Annotated in this window: 18 protein-coding genes and 1 tRNA gene; 6 read left to right on the top strand and 13 right to left on the bottom strand. The window is 70.5% G+C overall.

From position 1 onward, the window contains the following. Positions 1 to 165: 165 nt before the first annotated feature. From ACWGL3_RS07505 to nth, 3 genes are all read right to left on the bottom strand, one after another. Entirely contained in the window at positions 166 to 1,344 is a 1,179-nt protein-coding gene (locus ACWGL3_RS07505; RefSeq protein ID WP_267950206.1) for a MarP family serine protease, read from the bottom strand. 21 nt (positions 1,345 to 1,365) lie between these two features. Continuing rightward, complete coding sequence (locus tag ACWGL3_RS07500) at positions 1,366 to 2,019, bottom strand: NUDIX hydrolase (protein ID WP_267947462.1); 654 nt, start codon at positions 2,017 to 2,019, stop codon at positions 1,366 to 1,368. Positions 2,020 to 2,487: 468 nt separating this feature from the next. Further along, on the bottom strand, positions 2,488 to 3,240 hold the full coding sequence (gene nth / locus ACWGL3_RS07495; protein WP_452461062.1) for an endonuclease III: 753 nt from the start codon (positions 3,238 to 3,240) through the stop codon (positions 2,488 to 2,490). Positions 3,241 to 3,530: 290 nt separating this feature from the next. Here nth and ACWGL3_RS07490 point away from each other — a divergent pair, with 290 nt between their 5' ends. After that, positions 3,531 to 4,217 (top strand): Crp/Fnr family transcriptional regulator, encoded by a 687-nt coding sequence (locus ACWGL3_RS07490; protein ID WP_267947460.1) that lies wholly within the window; start codon positions 3,531 to 3,533, stop codon positions 4,215 to 4,217. A 165-nt stretch (positions 4,218 to 4,382) separates the two neighbouring features. Here the strand turns inward: ACWGL3_RS07490 and ACWGL3_RS07485 are convergent, their stop codons facing one another. From ACWGL3_RS07485 to ACWGL3_RS07470, 4 genes are all read right to left on the bottom strand, one after another. Then, entirely contained in the window at positions 4,383 to 5,189 is an 807-nt protein-coding gene (locus tag ACWGL3_RS07485) for an MBL fold metallo-hydrolase (RefSeq protein ID WP_452461061.1), read from the bottom strand. A gap of 107 nt (positions 5,190 to 5,296) precedes the next feature. Next, positions 5,297 to 6,142, bottom strand: coding sequence for an NUDIX hydrolase (locus ACWGL3_RS07480; RefSeq protein ID WP_452461060.1), 846 nt, complete (start codon positions 6,140 to 6,142; stop codon positions 5,297 to 5,299). 78 nt (positions 6,143 to 6,220) lie between these two features. After that, a complete protein-coding gene (locus ACWGL3_RS07475) occupies positions 6,221 to 6,682 on the bottom strand; it encodes a RidA family protein (RefSeq protein ID WP_267947457.1) in 462 nt (153 codons plus the stop codon). Beyond that, a complete protein-coding gene (locus tag ACWGL3_RS07470; RefSeq protein WP_267947456.1) occupies positions 6,682 to 6,855 on the bottom strand; it encodes a DUF4177 domain-containing protein in 174 nt (57 codons plus the stop codon). The genes ACWGL3_RS07475 and ACWGL3_RS07470 overlap by 1 nt, the downstream gene beginning before the upstream one ends. A 147-nt stretch (positions 6,856 to 7,002) precedes the next feature. On the opposite strand from ACWGL3_RS07470, the gene ACWGL3_RS07465 reads away from it, so the two are divergent. Further along, a complete protein-coding gene (locus ACWGL3_RS07465; RefSeq protein ID WP_355012928.1) occupies positions 7,003 to 8,049 on the top strand; it encodes an ArsA-related P-loop ATPase in 1,047 nt (348 codons plus the stop codon). After that, positions 8,046 to 9,230, top strand: a complete 1,185-nt coding sequence (locus ACWGL3_RS07460; RefSeq protein WP_267947454.1) for an ArsA family ATPase — start codon at positions 8,046 to 8,048, stop codon at positions 9,228 to 9,230. The genes ACWGL3_RS07465 and ACWGL3_RS07460 overlap by 4 nt, the downstream gene beginning before the upstream one ends. Before the next feature lie 9 nt (positions 9,231 to 9,239). On the opposite strand, the gene ACWGL3_RS07455 is transcribed toward ACWGL3_RS07460, so the two are convergent. Continuing rightward, positions 9,240 to 9,569 carry a WhiB family transcriptional regulator gene (locus tag ACWGL3_RS07455; protein ID WP_267947453.1) on the bottom strand — a complete coding sequence of 110 codons (330 nt, stop codon included), beginning with the start codon at positions 9,567 to 9,569 and terminating at the stop codon, positions 9,240 to 9,242. Between the two features lie 452 nt (positions 9,570 to 10,021). Here ACWGL3_RS07455 and ACWGL3_RS07450 point away from each other — a divergent pair, with 452 nt between their 5' ends. Continuing rightward, positions 10,022 to 12,400 carry a penicillin-binding protein gene (locus ACWGL3_RS07450; protein ID WP_267950205.1) on the top strand — a complete coding sequence of 793 codons (2,379 nt, stop codon included), beginning with the start codon at positions 10,022 to 10,024 and terminating at the stop codon, positions 12,398 to 12,400. A gap of 127 nt (positions 12,401 to 12,527) precedes the next feature. Here the strand turns inward: ACWGL3_RS07450 and ACWGL3_RS07445 are convergent, their stop codons facing one another. Next, positions 12,528 to 12,983, bottom strand: coding sequence for a GatB/YqeY domain-containing protein (locus tag ACWGL3_RS07445; protein WP_267947452.1), 456 nt, complete (start codon positions 12,981 to 12,983; stop codon positions 12,528 to 12,530). A gap of 99 nt (positions 12,984 to 13,082) precedes the next feature. Here ACWGL3_RS07445 and ACWGL3_RS07440 point away from each other — a divergent pair, with 99 nt between their 5' ends. Beyond that, positions 13,083 to 14,003, top strand: coding sequence for a metallophosphoesterase (locus tag ACWGL3_RS07440; RefSeq protein ID WP_267947451.1), 921 nt, complete (start codon positions 13,083 to 13,085; stop codon positions 14,001 to 14,003). A gap of 83 nt (positions 14,004 to 14,086) precedes the next feature. Then, positions 14,087 to 14,160 (top strand) — tRNA-Pro (locus tag ACWGL3_RS07435). Between the two features lie 17 nt (positions 14,161 to 14,177). On the opposite strand, the gene ACWGL3_RS07430 is transcribed toward ACWGL3_RS07435, so the two are convergent. The 4 genes from ACWGL3_RS07430 to ACWGL3_RS07415 all read right to left on the bottom strand — a co-directional run bounded on the left by ACWGL3_RS07430 (position 14,178) and on the right by ACWGL3_RS07415 (position 18,550). Further along, positions 14,178 to 14,465: a hypothetical protein gene (locus tag ACWGL3_RS07430; RefSeq protein WP_452461059.1), complete on the bottom strand. Its 288-nt coding sequence runs from the start codon at positions 14,463 to 14,465 to the stop codon at positions 14,178 to 14,180. Between the two features lie 6 nt (positions 14,466 to 14,471). Further along, positions 14,472 to 14,906 carry a hypothetical protein gene (locus ACWGL3_RS07425; RefSeq protein WP_452461058.1) on the bottom strand — a complete coding sequence of 145 codons (435 nt, stop codon included), beginning with the start codon at positions 14,904 to 14,906 and terminating at the stop codon, positions 14,472 to 14,474. A gap of 115 nt (positions 14,907 to 15,021) precedes the next feature. Beyond that, positions 15,022 to 15,414, bottom strand: coding sequence for a hypothetical protein (locus tag ACWGL3_RS07420; protein WP_452461057.1), 393 nt, complete (start codon positions 15,412 to 15,414; stop codon positions 15,022 to 15,024). A gap of 172 nt (positions 15,415 to 15,586) precedes the next feature. After that, complete coding sequence (locus ACWGL3_RS07415; protein ID WP_452461056.1) at positions 15,587 to 18,550, bottom strand: ATP-dependent helicase; 2,964 nt, start codon at positions 18,548 to 18,550, stop codon at positions 15,587 to 15,589. Positions 18,551 to 18,813 lie beyond the last annotated feature (263 nt).

The following is an 18,813-nucleotide window of genomic DNA, read 5'->3' as shown; positions in this document are numbered from 1 at the left end:
CGCCCCGCGCGGGGCGGGCGGCCCCGCGGACGGCCCTGTGGGCGTCCCGCGGATCCGCGGACCCCGGGCAGCACCGTGCCGGCCGCCGCGGCGGTCCCCCTGTACATCCAGTGAACCGTGGGGGGCGGGTCCTGTGAAGGCCCGGCGTCCGCCTGTGGACGGGGGTCAGTCGCAGGTCTGGGAGGAGACCTCCGCCGCGGACTCCAGACCCGAACCCGCGTTCTCCGCCACCTCGTCGGCGGTGAGCACGTAGCCCGTCTCCGGCTCGTTCGTGGCCGCGGCGAACACGACCCCGTAGACGGTGCCGTCCGGGGCGAGGAGCGGGCCTCCGGAGTTGCCGGGGCGCACCACCGCGCGCACCTGGTAGATCTCCCGGCTCACCTGCTGCGAGTGGTAGAAGTCCGGCCCCTGCGCCGTCTGGCGGGCCCGTACGCGCGCGGGGACGGCCGTGAAGCCGCTGTTGCGGGGGAACCCGGCTACCACCGCGTCCCCGCCCTGCGGGGCCTCGTGCGTGAACTCCAGCGGCTCCAGGTCCAGCCCCGGGACGTGGAGGACCGCCAGGTCCTGCTGCGCGTCGAACAGCACCAGGGTGGCGTCGAGCTGGTAGCCCTCCCGGGTGACGATCCGCAGGTCGTCGGTCACCCCGGCGACGACGTGCGCGTTGGTCATGATCCGGTCGTCGGCGTAGGCGAAGCCGGTCCCCTCCACACGGCGCTGGCAGGACGGGGCGGTCCCCAGGACCTTGACCACGCTGCGGCTCGACTCGATCAGCTCCGGGGTGGTGAGAACGTCCGGGTCCGGCGGCTCGACCTCGGCCAGCTCACCGGTCCCGAGGCCGCTGAAGACCTGTGGGAACGCGCTCTGGTCCACGACCCTGCGGAACGTGGAGAAGCCGCTGTGGGCCGACTCCGGCATGAGCGCGTCCACCGACTGGAGGATGCGCGAGTCCTTGACCTGCCCGGCCACCAACGGCAGCGCCGAGTTCGCGACCGTGCTGCCGATGAACCAGGCGACGAGCAGTACCGAGAGCCCGCTGACCAGGGCTCCGCCCACGGCGTCCACGACGCGGGCGGAGTCCCACGTGACCCTGTTGCGGACGAGGGTGCCCAGGTAGGAGCACAGGAACTGGCCGAGCGCGGCGGCCAGGAAGACCACGGCGATGGCCAGGAGCGCCTGTCGGCCGGGATCCTCCACCCACGCCTGGATCAGGTCCGGGGCGGCCAGGGCGGCGAGGACGCCCCCGCCGATGAAGCCCACGAAACTGAAGACACCGACGATGAAACCCTGGCGGTACCCGGTCACCGCGAACAGCAGCAGCAGGACGATCAGGACCACGTCGAGCACAATGCCCTCCAAGAATGAGCGCTACCCGACCGGCCGCAGGCCCTGCGGGGTGGCTTCGAACACGTCGGTGAGACCCTCGTGGCGCCAAGGAAGTTCCCAGCCGCCCATGGTGAGCAGGCTGTCGATGATCGCACCGGTGAAACCCCACACGAGCATGCCGTCGACCCGGAAGCCCGGCCCCCACCGGGTCCCGCCCCCGTAGCGCACCATGACCCGGTTGGCCGGTTCGGCGAGGTCGGCGACCGGGACCCTGGAGACCGCGGCGACCTCGCCGAGGTCGGTGGGGCGCACCTCGGAGGGCTCGCGCCACCAGCCCAGGACGGGGGCCACCCGGAAGTCGCTGAAGCTCAGGTACAGCTCGGGGAGGCGTCCCACGACGTCGACGCCCGCGGGGACCACCCCGGTCTCCTCCTCCGCCTCCCGGAGGGCCGCGGCCTCGACGGAGGCGTCCGTGGGCTCGATCCGGCCGCCGGGGAAGGCCGGCTGCCCGGCGTGGCGGCGCAGTCCGGCGTTGCGCTGGATGAGGAGCAGGTCCGGCCCCTTGTGTCCGACGCCGAAGAGGATGAGGACGGCCGACTCGCGGCCGCCGTTCGCGGGGGGCCGCATGGGGCCCGGCACGGTCATCGTCTCGGCGGCGTCCGCGAGCGCGGCGAGCCAGAGCGGGATCGGGTTCATACGTGAAGCCTGTTCCGGGGGTTGTCGCGCCGTCGGTGGACCGGTGCGGCCGCTGGCGCGGGCCGCACCGGGATGTTCCCGGGATGTCCTGGGCGGGCCGGGAGCGCGGGGCCCGGGGCCCGCACCGCTCCCTCGGGTCGTCATGCGGTGGAACCGTGTCCGGCGGTCCCGTGCGGGGACTCCCTCGCGGGAACCGCTCCCGGGGGCGCCGCGTCCCCCGCGGGGCCCCGGTCTCCGGGTCCGCCGGCCGGCACGGCGTCCCCGGAGGCGGTGGGACCGCCGGGGTCGTCCCGGCAGGGGGCCGCCGCCGCGTCGCGGCGGTACCGCGGAGCGGCGCGGCGGAGGCGTCCGCGCGGACGCGGCGGCCGTGTCGGGACGCCGGTGTCAACGATCACACCATCAGAGTACAAAGCGCCGCAGGCGCCCCCGCCGTCCGCCGCCTCCGGGCCGGCCGCCGCAGGGGCGGGGTCAGGCGAAGGAGCGCATCCGCAGCAGCCCGGCGGCCGTGTCCGGATCCGTCGGGCCCTCCCCGAACGAGGGGCACCAGCGGGCCAGGTCGCAGGCGCCGCAGGCGGGCTTGCGGGCGTGGCAGACCCGCCGCCCGTGCCAGACCACCCGGTGGGAGAGCATCGTCCAGTCCCTCGGGGGGAACAGGTCGCCCACCGCGTGCTCGACCTTCACCGGGTCGACCTCGTCCGTCCACTTGAAACGGCGGACCAACCGCCCGAAATGGGTGTCCACGGTGATCCCGGGCACATCGAAGGCATTACCAAGCAGTACATTTGCGGTTTTTCGTCCTACACCGGGTAGTTTGACCAGGTCGGAGAGGCTCCCCGGAACCTCTCCGCCATGCTGTTCGCACAGCGCCTGACCGAGCCCGATGAGACTGTTCGTCTTGGCGCGGAAGAAGCCGAGCGGACGGATGACCTCCTCCATCTCCTCCCGCCGGGCCGAGGCGTAGGCCTCGGCGTCGGGGTAGCGGGCGAAGAGCGCCGGAGTGACCTGGTTGACCCGTTTGTCCGTGCACTGCGCGGACAGGATGGTGGCGACCAGCAGTTCCAGCGGGGTCGTGAAGTTCAGTTCGCAGTGGGCGTCCGGGTAGAGCTCGACGAGTTCCCGGTACATCCTGCGCGCGCGGCGGACCAGCGCGAGTCGGCTCTCGCCGGTGGGCGTGGGGTTCTCCGCGGGCGCGGACGGCGCGTCTGGCGTGTCACGGGGCATCGTCACAGGGTAGGCGTCCCGACGGGGCGGGCCTCCGTGTTCACCGAAAGTTCGGCATGCTTCCGGGAGCCGGCCGTCGTTTCGGCCGGTGACCGGGATTATGTAACCAATGTCCGATGGCGCGGCGCGGACAGCCCTTGATACAGGCTGATTACGACTAAGATCGCATGGGCTGACGTCGGCTGTTGTGGGCACGTGGTCTCCCGGCGGCAAGCCGCGGTAACGACCTGGTTTCACACCCGGGTGCGATATACGTCACACTGTTGACGGTCAGGTTCTGAGGAGGACGTGTGGTGGACGAGATCAACGAGGTGCTGCGGAAGGCCCCTCTGTTCGAGGCTCTCGACGAGGAGGACACGGCGGCGCTCCGCTCATCGGTGAGCGAGGTACGCCTCGGACGCGGGCAGACCCTGTTCAGCGAGGGCGACGAGGGCGACCGCCTGTACGTGATCCTCAGCGGGAAGGTCAAGCTGACCCGCACGGCCGTGGACGGCCGCGAGAACCTGCTCGGGGTGCTCGGCCCCAGTGAGATGTTCGGTGAACTGTCGCTGTTCGACCCGCGCCCGCGCACCGCGAGCGCCGTCGCCGTGACCGACTCGGTGCTCGCCGGGCTGGGCCACGACGACCTGCGCCCGTTCCTGTCGAGCCGTCCGCACGTCTCGCTCCAGCTGCTCAAGGCACTGGCGGCCAGGCTGCGCCGGACCAACGACGTGATGGCGGACCTCGTCTTCACCGACGTGCCGGGCCGTGTGGCCAAGGCGCTCCTGGAGCTCGCCGACAAGTTCGGCAAGGAGGGCGAGGACGGCCTGCACGTCCACCACGACCTCACCCAGGAGGAGCTCGCCCAGCTGGTCGGCGCCTCGCGCGAGACGGTCAACAAGGCGCTCGCCGAGTTCGCGCTGCGCGGCTGGCTGCGCATCGAGGCCAAGGCCGTCGTCCTGCTCGACGTCGAGCGGATGCGCCGCCGGGCCCGTTAGAACCTCCGGCGCCCGGACGGGCGCCCGGCGGACACGCTGTGTGGCCGCTCTCCCCCCGGGGTGGGCGGCCACAGCGCTGTCCGGACCCCGCGGCGCGCCGCCCCTCGGCGGCGGCTCGGAAGGCCCCGTGCGCGCGCCTGCCGGGCGGTGCCCGTCCGCCCGGGGCTACGGCTCGTTGCCGGCCGGGAGCTCACCGCGCGAGGCCAGGTAGCGCAGCTGGGCGCGCACCGACGACTCCGCGGCGAACCGGATCTGCTCGTCGACGTCGGGGTAGACACGGTCCACGACGGCGCCGACCCCGGTCGCGCCGGCGTTCACGGCCTCCCGGACCTGCTCCAGGCGCGACTCCCGGTGCGCGATGTAGGAGGACAGCGCCTCCGCGGGCGCGGTCAGGATCGGTCCGTGCCCGGGCAGGAGGGTGCGCACACCCTGCTCCCGCACGAGGTCCCGCAGCCTGTACAGCGAGTCCATGTAGGGACCGAGGCCGTCGTCGCCGTCGATCACGGTCGTGCCGTGCCCCAGGACCGTGTCCCCGGTCAGGACGGCGTTGTCCGCGCCGACCAGGAGGCACACCGAGTCGTCGGTGTGCCCGGGGGTGGCGACGACCGTCAGTACCAGGCCGTCGGCCTCCAGGGTGTCGCCGTCGGACAGGCCGTGGCCGCCGACCCGCACCTCCGGGTCGACCGCGTGCACGGGGGCCCCGGTCAGCTCGGCGAAGTAGCGGGCGCCCTCGGCGTGGTCGGGGTGCCGGTGGGTGACCACCGCCATCTGTACCTGCGCGCCCTGCTCCTGCACGGTCCGCGCCACCCTCTCCAGGTGGCGCTCGTCGTGGGGGCCGGGGTCCACGACCACGACCCCGCGGGCGCCGGGCTCGCGCAGGATCCAGGTGTTGGTCCCCTCCAACGTCATCGGGCCAGGATTGGGGCACAGCACACAACTGGCGCGCAGCGTCCCGGAACCGTCGATCCTCATCGCACCTCGCTTCGATCGCCGAGACCGGACCGGTCCGGAGGACCGCGGGCGGCGAACCCCGGAACCCGTCCCGCGGCCACGCGGTCCGCACGGTGACGTGCGCACCCTCACGGGGCCGCACCGGGATTCGGCAAGGGGTACTCCACCCCGTCGGGGGCGACGACGCGGATCCGACCGTTGACTTCCCGAACTTCCGGTTCAAAGGGGACGATATCCCGTCGCGCCTTCCGTACACCCTCCAGGGTCCGGCACTCGGCGAGCTCGGCGCACGTGACCACCGTGGGCGGCAGCATGGGCATGCGGCCCGCCGCCCATTCCGGGGCGACCAGGGACGGATCGGTCCAGGCCGTGAGGTCGGCCTCGCCGCCGACGTCGCGCGAGGCCTGGCCCGGCGGAAGCTCCGCGGCGAAGAACCAGGTGTCGTAGCGGCGCGGCTGGGCGCGGGGCGTGATCCAGCGCGACCACGCCCGGAGCCACTCCGACCTGAGCACCAGCCCGCGCCGGGAGAGCACCCCCGTGAAGGAGCGGGAGCGGTCGATCAGCCCCAGCCGGTCCCTCTCCCACTCCTCGGACGCCGTGTCGAGGGTGATGGCCGGCTCCCCGGCGCGCTCCGGCGCACTCGCCAGCAGCACGCCGGTCTCCTCGAAGGTCTCGCGGACGGCGGCGCACACCAGCGCACGCGCCATCCGCACGTCGGTGCCGAGTGTCCGCGCCCACTCCCGCGGGGACGGACCGGTCCAGGGAAGGTCCCCGTCGGCGTCCCTCTCGTCCACTCCTCCGCCCGGGAAGACGTAGGCGCCCGGCGCGAAGCCCATGGAGCGGACCCTGCGCATGAGCAGGACCTCCATCGGCCCCTCCCCGCGCCCGCCCCGGGCCTGGCCGCCCCGCGCGGGGCGCAGCAGCATCACCGTGGCGGCCGGCCTGGGCCGGGCGGCCCCTCCCTGCTCCGGCATCGGCATACCCTCCCGGGTCTCGGGGCCGGAGGCCGCGCCGCCGACCGGCGCGGCCTGCCCGGCCTCACGGGGAACCGCTCAGCGGACCTCGACGATCATGTCGACCTCGACCGGGGAGTCGAGCGGCAGGGCCGCCACCCCGACCGCCGCGCGGGCGTGCACCCCGGCGTCGCCGAAGACCCGGGCGAGCAGGTCGCTGGCGCCGTTGATCACACCGGGCTGGCCGGTGAAGTCGGGGGTGCTGGCCACGAAGCCGCCCACCTTGACGATCCTGACCACGTCGGACAGCTCGCCGACCTCGGCGCGCACCGCGGCGATGGCGTTGAGCGCGCAGAGCGCGGCCAGATCGCGGGCGGCCTCCGGGGTGACCTCCGCGCCGACCTTGCCCGTGGCGGGCAGCTCGCCCTCCACGAACGGCAGCTGACCGGACACGTACACGTGGGCCCCGCTGCGCACCGTCGGCGTGTAGGAGGCCACCGGGGCCGCCACCTCCGGCAGGGTCAGGCCCAGCTCCGCGATCCGCTCCTCGGGGGTGGCCATCAGAGCTGGCGCTTCATGTAGGCGACGTACTGCTGGTTGCGCGGGTCGGTGCCCTCCGGGAGCGGGGCGGGCACGACGGAGACGAGCTCCCACCCGTCGGAACCCCAGTTGTCGAGGATCTGCTTGGTGGCGTGCGACAGCAGCGCCACCGTCTGGTACTCCCACTTGCTCATGCGTCCAACCCCTATCGGTCACCGGCGTCCCGCCACCGAGGCGGGGCGCCGCACGTCAACGCCGCCACACTACTCACCCGTGCTCCTCCCCGCCCACACAGACGCCTCTCCCCACCCGTCCCCGGAGGCCCACATAGACTCCCTGGGGTGAGTGATCGTGAGCACGGACCACAGCATCCGGGGGATGCGTGCGCGGGAGCGCGACTGCACATCGTCACCGGGAAGGGCGGGACCGGCAAGACCACGATCGCCGCGGCGCTGGCCCAGGCGCTGGCCGCAGACGGTGGCCGCGTGCTCCTGGTCGAGGTGGAGGGGCGCCAGGGCGTCGCTACCCTCCTCGGCAGCCCGCCGCTCCCCTACGAGGAGCGCGAGATGCTCTCCGTCCCCGGCGGCGGGAGCGTGTCCGTCCTGGCGGCCGACGCCGAGGCGGCGCTCCTGGAGTACCTGGAGATGTTCTACGGCATGCGCCGGGCCGGGCAGGCGCTGAACAGGCTCGGGGCCGTGGACTTCGCCACCACCATCGCCCCCGGGCTGCGCGACGTCCTGCTCACCGGCAAGGCGACCGAGGCGGTGCGGCGCCGCCGGGGCGCGCGCCGCAGGCCCTCCGCCGCCGATCCGGCCGCGCCCTTCCACTACGACGCCGTGGTGATGGACGCCCCGCCGACGGGGCGGATCTCCCAGTTCCTCAACGTGAACTCCGAGGTGGCGGGGCTGGCCCGGGTGGGCCCGATCCGCAACCACGCCGACAAGGTCATGGAGGTCATCCGCTCCGACCGGACCCTGGTGCACTTCGTGACGCTCCTGGAGGAGATGCCCGCCCAGGAGACCCGGGACGGGATCGCGGAGATCTCCGAGCTGGGGCTCGCGGCGGGGATGGTGCTGGTGAACATGGCACGCCCCCCGCTCCTCGACGACGCGTCCCTGGAGGCCGCTGCGAGCGGCGGCCCGGACCTCGACGCACTCGCCGCCGGGTTCGGGGAGGCACGTGTGGAGAACCCGCGGGAGCTCGCCGCCTCCCTGGCCGGCGAGGTGCGCGGGCACGCCCTGCGGGTCCGGTTGGAGCGACGCGTGCGGTCGGACCTGGAGGACCTGGGCCGCCCCCTCCTCGAGCTCCCCCTCCTCGCGGGGGGCGTGGACCGGGCGGCCCTGGACGAACTCACACGGCGGCTGGCCGAGCAGGGGGTGCGCCGGTGAACCCGGGACCGGAGGACGACGGCCGCGCGAACCGCGGGGGGACCGGTGCGAAGGCACTCGACACCGACGCGCTCCTGGACGACCCGGGGACGCGGATCATCGTGTGCTGCGGGGCCGGCGGGGTCGGCAAGACCACCACCGCCGCCGCACTGGGGCTGCGCGCCGCGGAGCGCGGGCGCCACCCCGTCGTGATCACCGTGGACCCGGCGCGGCGCCTGGCCCAGTCCATGGGAGTGGAGGCGCTGGACAACACCCCGCGCCCCGTCCCCCTGCCCGAGGGCGCCCGGGGCAGCATGCACGCGATGATGCTCGACATGAAGCGGACCTTCGACGAGGTCGTGGAGGAGCACGCGGACCCGGAGCGGGCCCGGCAGATCCTCGCCAACCCCTTCTACCAGACCCTCTCCACCAGCTTCTCCGGCACACAGGAGTACATGGCCATGGAGAAGCTGGGACAGCTGCGGCAGTCGGGGGACTGGGACCTGATCGTGGTGGACACCCCGCCCAGCAGGTCCGCGCTGGACTTCCTCGACGCGCCCGAGCGGCTGGGCCGGTTCCTGGACGGCAGGCTCATCAGGTTCCTGAGCGCCCCGGCGAGCACCGGCGCCTTCCGGCTGCTGGGGGCCGGGTTCAACCTGGTGACCTCGACGATCGGCAGGATCGTGGGGAAGCAGTTCCTCGACGACCTGCGGTCGTTCGTGTCCGCCTTCGACACGGTGTTCGGCGGGTTCCAGAAACGGGCGGAGCGCACCTACCGCCTGCTCCGGACACCGGGGACGGCGTTCGTGGTGGTCGCCGTCCCCGACACGGACGCGATGCGCGAGGCCTCCTACTTCGTGGACCGGCTGGCCGGCGACGCCATGCCGCTGGCCGGGGTCGTCGTCAACCGCACCCACCCCCTGCCGGAGGGCGCGGGCTCGTCGCTGGGCGCGGCGGACGCCGAGTCCGCCGCCGCCTCGCTGGAGGAGGGGGGCGTCCACCCGCTGGCGTCCGCCGCACTGCGCCTGCACGCGGAACGGGTCCGTGTGCGCGGGCGCGAGGTCGGGCTGCGCGACGCCCTGCTGTCCTCCCACCCGGACCTGCGCGTGGCCGAGGTGGCCGCCCTGCCGGAGGACGTGCACGATCTGGAGGGGCTGCGCCGGATCGGCGGCGCCCTCGCCGCCGCGGCAGGAGGACGCTAGCGCCGGGGTTCAGGCGGAGGGCTCGCCGACGCCCGCGCCGAGGGTGTCCGCGTAGTGGGAGAGGTCTCCCCCGCCCTCACGTCGGGCCTCCTCCAGGAGCGGCCCCCAGTCGGGGACGCCGGGGTGCTTGCGCAACAGGGCCCGCCGCTCGCGTTCGGTCATCCCGCCCCAGACACCGAACTCCACCCGGTTGTCGAGGGCGTCGGCCAGGCACTCGGTGCGCACCGGGCACTCCTGACAGATGAGCTTGGCCCGGTGCTGCGCCGCCCCCTGGACGAACAGAGCGTCCGGGTCGACCTCTCGGCAACGTGCCATCGTCGTCCACTGGTTGGTCCACATGTGCCCTACTCCCCTGTGTGCGCACCCGAATCGTGCGTCAGCGGGGTTCCCGGGGTTCCAGACACTCGCGTGCTCTGGTTGGGTGGGAAGAACACGGTACGCTCCCGCTGCCGCGTGGGGTGCGGTGGTTCCACGCCCACCCCTGCCGTCTAGAAATTACGGATCCGGACGCCGCACCAACAGAACCCACTCGACCCACTTCCCATCCCACTGAAGATGGCCCGCTCGGGCCATTGCGTAAGGACGCGGTAGCGCTCCGCGTCGGATGGGCGGCATCCCCTGCTGCGTCGAACCGCGCAACGAGTGGTCAGCGATAACCGTGAAAAGATGGCATGGGGGCACCGCTCGCGCGACAGTGCGGGCATCTCAGCGCGCTCGCGCACAAACCGGTTCAGATCGCACCACTGTGCGCGTCCGTGGTCACTTAGTCTGATGGGGTGGGTCAGGGGACATTGCTTCAAAGAATCAGCCAACTGGTCGTCGTAGGCGTCATCGCGGGCCTCCTCGTCGCCGCGCTCGCCCTTCCTGCCGTCGGTGGTCTGGGCATCACCGCGCGCAACGTCGCCAGCGGCTTCCTGGACATGCCCAGCAACCTCGAGACTCCGCCGCCCCCTCAGCGGTCCACGATCTACGACAGCGAGGGCGGCGTCATCGCGGAGATCTTCGACCAGAACCGGGAGCTCGTCGAACTCGACGACGTCTCACCGCTCATGGTCGACGCCATCCTCGCCATCGAGGACGCCCGCTTCTACGAGCACGGCGGCCTCGACGTGTCCGGCACCCTGCGCGCGGCAGTGCGCACCATGGGCGGCAACACCGAGGGCGCGTCCTCCATCACACAGCAGTACGTCAAGAACGTGCAGATCGAGGCGGCCACCTCCCAGGAGGAGCTCGACCACGCGCGTGAGGAGTCCATCGCCCGCAAGATCCGGGAGCTGCGCTACGCCGTGGCCCTGGAGCAGAGGATGTCCAAGGACGAGATCCTCGAGGGCTACCTGAACATCGCCTACTTCAGCGACGGCGCGTACGGGGTCGAGTCCGCCGCCCAGCACTTCTTCCAGGTGCCCGCCAGCGACCTGGAGCTGCACCAGGCGGCGACCATCGCCGGCCTGGTCCGCTACCCCTACCTGTACAACCCCCGCTTCTTCCCCGACCAGACCATCGAGCGCCGCAACGTGGTCCTGGACCGCATGGTGGCGACCGGCGCCGTCACCGAGGCCGAGGCCGAGGAGGCCAAGTCCGAGGGCATGGACCTGGACCTGGACACCCCGCCCAACGGGTGCGTGCCCAGCGACCAGCCCTTCTTCTGCGACTACGTCGTCCAGGAGATCGAGCAGGACGAGCGCTTCGGCCCCAACGAGACCGAGCGGGCGCGCTGGCTGCGCACCGCGGGCCTGGAGATCCACACCACCCTGGACCCGCAGACCCAGGAGGCCGGGCAGGCCGCCGTCGACAAGTGGGTCCCCCGCGAGAACGAGTCGCGCAAGGTGGCCGCCGAGGTGGTCATCGAGCCCGGCACCGGACACATCCTCGGCATGGTCCAGAGCCGCAACTACGGGCCGGACGAGAGCAAGCTCGGCGAGACGTCCATCAACTTCGCGACCGACGCCGACCGGGGCGGCAGCAGCGGCTTCCAGGCCGGGTCGACCTTCAAGGCGATCACCCTCGCCGCGGCACTGGACGAGGGGCTCCCCTTCAGCACCTCGTTCAACTCGCCCACCAGCGTGTCCGTCTCCGGCCAGCGCAGCTGCAACGGCGGCACCCTGGCCACGTGGACACCGAGCAACTCGGGCGACACCAGGTCCAACACCACGCACAACATGGTCTCCGGGACCAAGGCGTCGTCCAACACCTACTTCGCCCAGCTCCAGAGGCAGGTGGGGATCTGCGACGTGATGGAGATGGCCGAGACGCTCGGACTCCAGCGCGCCGACGGCACCAAGTTCACGGAGAACGAGAACTCGCTCGCCAACAGCAGCTTCACGCTGGGCAGCGAGGAGGTCTCCCCGCTCCGGGTGTCCAACGCCTACGCGACCTTCGCCTCCGGCGGGATGTACTGCGAGCCGCAGGCCATCTCCCAGATCGAGGACCGCCAGTCGGGCACCACGATCGACATCGAGCCGGAGTGCTCGCGGGCGATCGACGAGGATGTCGCCGACGGCGTGGCCTACCTGCTGTCGCAGACCTTCAACGGCGGCACGGCGAGCTCGCTCGGCATCGGCCGTCCCACGGCGGGCAAGACCGGTACCACCGACGGTTCGGCGGCGGCCTGGTTCGCCGGGTTCACCCCGCAGATGGCCGGCGCCGTCTTCGTCGGCGACCCGCGCGGCCCGCAGCAGCACCCGCTGCGCAACGTCACCATCGGCGACCGGCACTTCGGCGTGGTGTACGGCGCCACGATCCCCGGGCCGATCTGGCAGGAGACCATGCGCGGCGCCCACGAGGGCGTCGAGGTGGAGCAGCTGCCCTCGGCTCCCGGCAGGTTCGGATCGACCTCCGGACCCAGGGCTCCCGAGCCGGACGACGAGGCCAGCCCCGCCAGCGACGACGGCGGGGTGCCCAACGTGGTCGGCCAGCCGGAGAACGACGCGGTGGCCGCCCTCCAGGCCGCGGGCTACTCGGTCAACGTGTCCCAGACCCGGGTCCGGTCCGGCGAGCCCGAGGGCTCGGTGGCCGCGGTCAACCCCGACCCGGGCACGCGGCTCCCGGAGGGGGCCACGGTCAACGTGTTCCTGAGCAACGGCGGCGGTACCGCCAGCGGCACGGGCCCCGACGAGGACTGGCTCCCCGTGCAGCCCGCGCACCTGCCCCACGGCAGGGACGGGGACTGACCCGGGCCTGTGACGGAACGAGGGGGCGGCGGTGGAGACACCGCCGCCCCCTCGCGCGTCCACGGGGCGGACCCGGCCGCGGGGGCCCGCCCGCGTCGAGCGGGCCGCACCCCCGGCGGGGAACCGGTCAGCCGGCGAGCCGGCGCTTGACCTCGGCCGCCACGCGGGAGCCCTCGGCCCGGCCGGCGATCCTCGGGTTGAGGACCTTCATCACCTGGCCCATCGCACGGGGGTTGTCCGCGCCGGTCTCGGCGACGGCGTCCGCCACCAGCGCGGCGAGCTCGTCGTCCGTCAGCTGGCGGGGCAGGTACTCGGAGATGACCGCGCTCTCGACTCGCTCGGCCTCGGCCTGGTCGGGCCGACCGCCGGTGTCGAACGCCTCGGCCGCCTCCCGGCGCTTCTTCGCCTCGCGGGTCAGCAGCTTGATGATCTCGTCGTCGCCGAGGGAGCGCTGCGAGGAACCCGCGGCCTCCTCGGTCGAGATGGCCGCCAGGACCATGCGGAGGGTGCCGGTGCGCACCTTGTCACGCGCCTTCATGGCGGTGGTCAGGTCGTTCTTGAGGCGGTCTTTGAGTTCGGACATGCACCGATCCTACGGCGGTATCCGGCGGCGCCACCAACGGTTTGCGCGCGGGGGCGCCCCGGGTCTGCGACGATCGGTCCTACAACGAAGGAGGGCCGGATGGGCGTCGACAACAGACAACTCCTGCGCCGTGTGGGGCGCGCGGCGGCGATCACTGGCGCGGTGGGGGTCGCCGGCTTGACCTATGCCTCGGTGATCGAGCGCAACTGGTTCCGGCTGCGCCGCTACGAACTGCCCCTGCTCCCCCCGGGGAGCCCGCGCCTGCGCATCCTGCACCTGTCCGACGCGCACCTGACGCCGGGCCGCAGGATGCTCATCGACTGGATCCGCGGGCTGGACGCCTACGAGCCGGACCTGGTCGTCAACACGGGCGACTCACTGGCCCACCCGGACGCGGTGGGGCCGTTCATCGACGCCCTGGGGCCGCTGCTGGACCGGCCCGGGGCATTCGTGTACGGGTCCAACGACCTGTTCTCCCCCCAGCTGAAGAACCCGGCCCGCTACCTCTGGCGGACCAGCAAGACCGACTACAACAAGCGCCGCGTGCCGGACCTGCCCTGGCGCGAGCTCGGCGCGGCCATGTCCGCGTCCGGCTGGCTGGACCTGAACAACCGCAAGGGCTCGCTGAAGGCGGGCGAACTCGACGTCGCCCTCGCCGGCGTGCACGACTCGCACATCAAGCTCGACCGCTACGAGAAGGTCGCCGGGGCGGCCGACCCGACGGCGCACCTGCGCCTGGGCGTGCTCCACTCCCCCGAACCGTCCAACCTCGACCGGTTCGCCGCCGACGGCTACCAGCTGCTCCTGGCCGGGCACACCCACGGCGGCCAGCTGTGCCTGCCGTTCTACGGGACGCTCGTCACCAACTGCGGGATCGACCGGCGGCGGGCGTGGGGCCTCCACGAGTACGCGGACGCGTGGCTGCACGTGTCCGGCGGCCTGGGCACCTCCCCGTACGCCCCCGTGCGGTTCTGCTGCCGCCCGGAGGCCTCCCTGCTGGACATCGTGGCCCCCTCCTGACCCACGGCGGGCCCCTCCCCCCGTCCCGACCGCAACCCGTTCGCGCGCACTCCGTACGTCCGCTAGACTTGGGCTCGTTGCTTCGGGGTGTAGCGCAGCTTGGCAGCGCGCTTCGTTCGGGACGAAGAGGTCGTGGGTTCAAATCCCGCCACCCCGACTCTGGCTAGAGGCCACCTACGAGATTCGTAGGTGGCCTCTAGCGCGTTTGAGGGCCAAAAGATGCGGATCAGCTATCACGAGACGCGCTGTCTCGCTGGGCGAAGATGATGTCCATGGCTTCCGCGTCCTCCGTGATGACCGGGTGAAGTTGCTTCCGGTAGACCGCTCCCTCGTCGCCTGACTGGTGTGCCCGACGAGCTGGGCGATCCGCTTCAGCGGAATGCCATGGTCGGAAAGCAGTGAGACGAAGCTGTGCCGCAGTTCCCGCAGCGTCCCATCCGGCTCCAGACCCGCTCTCTTCACGATCGCCTAGAAGTCACGCCGGACGTTGGCGGCATCGAGCGGCTCGCCGATCCGCGTCGTAAAGACACGGCCAACGGGTCTCCATTCCATACCTCGCGACGCGCGCTCCTGCTTCTGCCACCGCTTGTGTTCTTCCAGGACGTCAACGAATTGTCTCGGCAGAGCGATGGTCCGACGGCTTTTCCTCGCCTTGGTCTCACCGTGCTTGCGCACCGAGCGCCACACTGCCACGCGGGGCGGCGTTCCATCCTCTGTGTCCAAGAAGACGTGATTCCAGGTGAGGGGGCGTGCCTCCTCAGTACGCACACCACCGAGAAGCGAAAGCATGAGGTAGGCATAAAGCCTGGAAGGCCGCGCGGCAAGCAGCACGGCCTTTGCCTGCTCGAGGTTCAATGCCTTACTCGGCCGCCCCGGCCGCCCTTCCGGCACCGTGACAAGCAAGGCGACGTTCCTCGCAGCCTTGTCCCTGCGTTGAGCGTATTTCTATTGAGCACCGGAGGATGGTGAGCAAGTCACGGAGGCTGCGCGACGCTAGATGCTCCGATCGGTCGTCCAGTCAGGCGTCCACGTCGTCGGCGCTGAGATCTTTCAGCTTCGCCTTGCCGATGTACGGGAGAAGGTGCTTGTTCGCCATCGAGCGGTTCTTGCCGACGGTTCCCTTCAGCAGGGGAATCAGAGGCAGAGGCCGCGAAAAGAGAGAGGGTCCCACCATTAGCAACTGGGAACGATGGGCTGAGCGCAATGCGGACAAGGCCGCGAGCCGTCGGGTGAGGAACAGACGGATGCCATCGGGGAAGGGCTCGCTGCCATCGCCTACAAGCTGCTGGAAGTCGCCGCTGCAATCCGGGAGAACACGAGGCTCGAAGGTAGCCGGAGGGCAGGTCGGGCGATGCCCTCTCTGGTCAGCACGCCTAGGGAGCCTGGCCGCGAGCTCTTCGTGGTTCGGCATGGGGCAACCGAAGCAGTTGGACCGGTGCCCTCCCGGACACTGTCGGACAGCTCCATAACGGAGCAAGCAAGTGAGAGTCTCCGGAGCAAGGTGGAGCCACCGGCCACCCAAGCACCTGTGAGGCCACCTCTCCAGGTGAGGGCCCCACAGGTGCCTTCAGGCTCTGTCTACCTCAGCATCCCGGTCCGGTCTGCGAGAATGCGGCAATGTGGCGGAAGGTCTTTCCTCCGCTCCCGTCCGGCAGGTGCAGCGCCGGCGGCATGTCCACGCTGGCAAAACTCTCCACCTTCTGGGCGCAGAGCTGGGCAAAGTCGCAAGTGTCGCACTTCTTCTCAGAAGCCCGCCGAGGGAAGTCACCTTCGGTGATGCGGGCGACCGCCCACTCCACATTAGAGACCGCAGCGTCGACGGCTTCCTGGTCGACCGGCACGTGGATCCTCTGGCTGTCCTTGAGGAGGTGAACCGCCCCCGTCCGGGCGTTGGCGCCATGGACCAGGTCGGCTCCCCTGCCGTACAACTGCACCTGCAGAGAGAGGTCTTCCCAGTGAAGGTCCGGGTTGTTGACGGGTTCCGGACCGCCCTGCATGGTCTTGAAGTCGACGACCTTGGCATCCTGGATCTTGTCCGCCTCATCGACGTTCAGTAGGAGGTCGATGGCACCGGAGATCACGGCCCCTGTGATCGGGATCTCGAAGGGAAGCTCGACCTGTCGCTTCGTCTCGAAGTCCTCGGCATAGTCCTTGGCGTAGTCGGCCACGATGTCCGACGACTTCTGCCGAGCCTGCTCGTAGGCACCCGGCCGGTTGACCGGATCCGAGCTCGGCGAAACGTGCTTGAGGTGGAAAAGTCCCTCTGCGATGGACCGGGCTTCCTCCGGCGTGGGCGCGCTGCTGTTGGCGTAGGCCTGGTGCAGCTTCCCCACCGCGGCATGCACCGCACGCCCGAATCCGAAGAGCTCCGGAATGGGCGGCGAGAAACCATTGACCACGCTGAGCTTGTAGGCGTGGGGGCAGCGCATGAAGGTGTGGATCTGGGAGTAGGTCGTTGGGAGCACCGACTCACCGCCACGCCTACGCGGTGGGACAGTGGGGGGCGTTACGAGCGGGGGTGCACCGGCCTCCAACAAGTCACGCCGGATCTCAGGATGGGCCAGGCGGGCCGCGAAAGGTGATACTCGCGCCGCGCGCTTGCCGCCGGGAAGCTGTGCGGAACCAGTGACGTAGAGGTAGCGCTCGGCACGGGTGATCGCGGTGTAGAAGAGGCGGGCCTCACCAGCGGTTCCAGTCTGGTATGACCCGTTGTCCAGCGCCTGCTGGATGAGAGTCGAGGGAATCCAGCCGTCGTAATGGTGCCGCCGGCCGGGGAAGCGGTTGGCCTCGACGTCAACGACGAAGACCACCGGGAACTCCAACCCCTTGGCCTTGTGCACAGTCGAGATGGACACGGCGTCTGGCCGAGTCATCATCTGCCCGTCGGTGTCGTAGCCGGTGCCAGCCACATTCTGCAAGAAGTTGAGGAGCTCCCCAAAACGGGACTTGCTGTCGATGGAGACGTAAACCGACTCCACGTCTTGCATGATCCGGCTGAACGTCCCCAAGTCTGTCATGACACCGTCATCAAAGCCGCTGCCAGCAACGTTGAGAGCTTCCAGCAGATCGTGAAGGAGCTGCTGAGGGAAAAGCCGTTGACGGGAAACGTCTGGGGCTACGGGCATGTGGATACGCCGCCCCCAGTCGGCGAAGACGCGGCGCACCCGGTCAAGCTCAGCCAACGGGAACGCCCGCGAGAGCTCGGCGTGGAAGTGGTGGTCGACCTGGCTCCGGTCAGGGGTGCCGTCCCGCATCAACTCGAACGCGCTGCGGAGCGCCGCTGGCTGAGGGCGGTCGAAAAGCTGTCCACCCGAGTCCAGGGCGTAGACGATGCCTCGGGCGTTGAGTGCATCAACGAAGGCAGTGTGCCGCTTCGTCCCGTCCTGCTCCTCGGTGTTCGTCGAGCGCATGAGGATGGCGAAGTCTGCGGGGGTGAGTCCCCTGCGCGTACCGTCGGGCTCCTCGTACTCCGTACCGAGAAGGCTCTTGATGCGGTCGGCGACGAAGGCGGCTTCTGCCTGCCTGTTGGGAAACTGCTGGACAACGAACTCCCGCGGGCTGTGGTTGGCGTGTGCCCGCAACACCTTCGGTAGGCGCATCGCGCCCAATTCCTGCGCAACGAAGTCTCCCGCCGTCTCGACGATCGCGGACGTGGAACGGAAGTTGGTGAGCAACTTGTGCACCGACGCGTTCGGGTAGCGCTTATCGAACTCAAGAATGTTCGTCACATCCGCACCGCGCCATCCGTAGATCGCCTGGTCGTCGTCGCCCACGACAAACAGCGTCTCGGAGTTCTCGTGCATGAGCGCGATGAGCCGCTCCTGCACCACGTTCACGTCCTGGTACTCGTCCACAAGGACATGGCGAAGCAGTGCAAGCGCCTGCTCCGCCCCACTGTCGCCGGATTCGAGCGCCTCCACGACGAGCCGCTGCATCAGCGAGAAATCGATGAAGTGGTCCTTCTCCATGTTGGACCGGAGGCGCTCCAGGGCGACCCCAAGTTCTGGATCCTCGGCTGCGACCTGCTCGGGGTTCAGCAGCTCGTCATTCATCATCTGCCACGCCCGGCTGATCTGCTTGAGCGACTCGAAGTATGCGCGACGCGCACCCTTAGCCGTGGGGTGGGCATCGCGCACAGCGTTGATCGCGAGCCTGGGGTATCGCGAGATCAGGTAGATCCGGAACTGCATCTCGTCCAGGACATCGAACTGGCGGTACCGGGCGTCCATGTCCCCGAGCACACGGCGGCACCACGCGTGGATGGTTCCGATGTACATGCCGCCGACCAGAAGCGGGTCCAGGCCACACTTCTGGAGAGCGGCCGCGACACGAGTCTTGATCTGCTCTCCCGCCTTCTCGGTGAAGGTAAAGGCGACGATTGACTCCGGTGGCGACCCGGTGGCGATCCGGTGGGCAACCCTTCCGGCGAGCGCACGGGACTTGCCGGATCCTGCACCGGCCAGGGCCAGGACCTCCGGCTCTGGTGCCACCGCAGCGGCGTACTGCTCCGGCGTGAGCCAGTTCTTGAGCGACTTCTCGATCTCCAAGTCGAAAACCCTCCTGATAATGCCGTTCCATTACAGGGCAGACTGCCAGCGGGCTCTGACAATGGGCGAACATCGAACCGAAGTTGCTGCTGAGCTCGGGCTTTGGACGACAGGGTGCTCGGGTCGCCGATGGTCACGGCCTCACCCCTCCTGCTGCCAGCGGGAGCACCGCGCACTGCACCTCGCCGTGGCTCATTGACGACAAGAGCCTGACTGTCGTGTCCTACATTCACCGGACCGAGCTCTAACGAGATCCGTCCTCC

This window comes from Nocardiopsis sp. NPDC055824 (assembly GCF_053616335.1).
The sequence above is the reverse complement of the archived record's forward strand: the minus strand, read 5'-3'. Positions and strand labels throughout refer to the sequence as shown.

Bases quoted from the DNA above. Each gene is read 5' to 3' on its own strand.
- ACWGL3_RS07500 (WP_267947462.1), bottom strand. From the start codon at position 2,019: ATGAACCCGATCCCGCTCTGGCTCGCCGCGCTCGCGGACGCCGCCGAG.
- nth (WP_452461062.1), bottom strand. From the start codon at position 3,240: ATGCCCCGTGACACGCCAGACGCGCCGTCCGCGCCCGCGGAGAACCCC.
- ACWGL3_RS07485 (WP_452461061.1), bottom strand. From the start codon at position 5,189: ATGAGGATCGACGGTTCCGGGACGCTGCGCGCCAGTTGTGTGCTGTGC.
- ACWGL3_RS07480 (WP_452461060.1), bottom strand. From the start codon at position 6,142: ATGCCGGAGCAGGGAGGGGCCGCCCGGCCCAGGCCGGCCGCCACGGTG.
- ACWGL3_RS07475 (WP_267947457.1), bottom strand. From the start codon at position 6,682: ATGGCCACCCCCGAGGAGCGGATCGCGGAGCTGGGCCTGACCCTGCCG.
- ACWGL3_RS07470 (WP_267947456.1), bottom strand. From the start codon at position 6,855: ATGAGCAAGTGGGAGTACCAGACGGTGGCGCTGCTGTCGCACGCCACC.
- ACWGL3_RS07455 (WP_267947453.1), bottom strand. From the start codon at position 9,569: ATGTGGACCAACCAGTGGACGACGATGGCACGTTGCCGAGAGGTCGAC.
- ACWGL3_RS07445 (WP_267947452.1), bottom strand. From the start codon at position 12,983: ATGTCCGAACTCAAAGACCGCCTCAAGAACGACCTGACCACCGCCATG.
- ACWGL3_RS07440 (WP_267947451.1), top strand. From the start codon at position 13,083: ATGGGCGTCGACAACAGACAACTCCTGCGCCGTGTGGGGCGCGCGGCG.
- ACWGL3_RS07420 (WP_452461057.1), bottom strand. From the start codon at position 15,414: ATGCCGAACCACGAAGAGCTCGCGGCCAGGCTCCCTAGGCGTGCTGAC.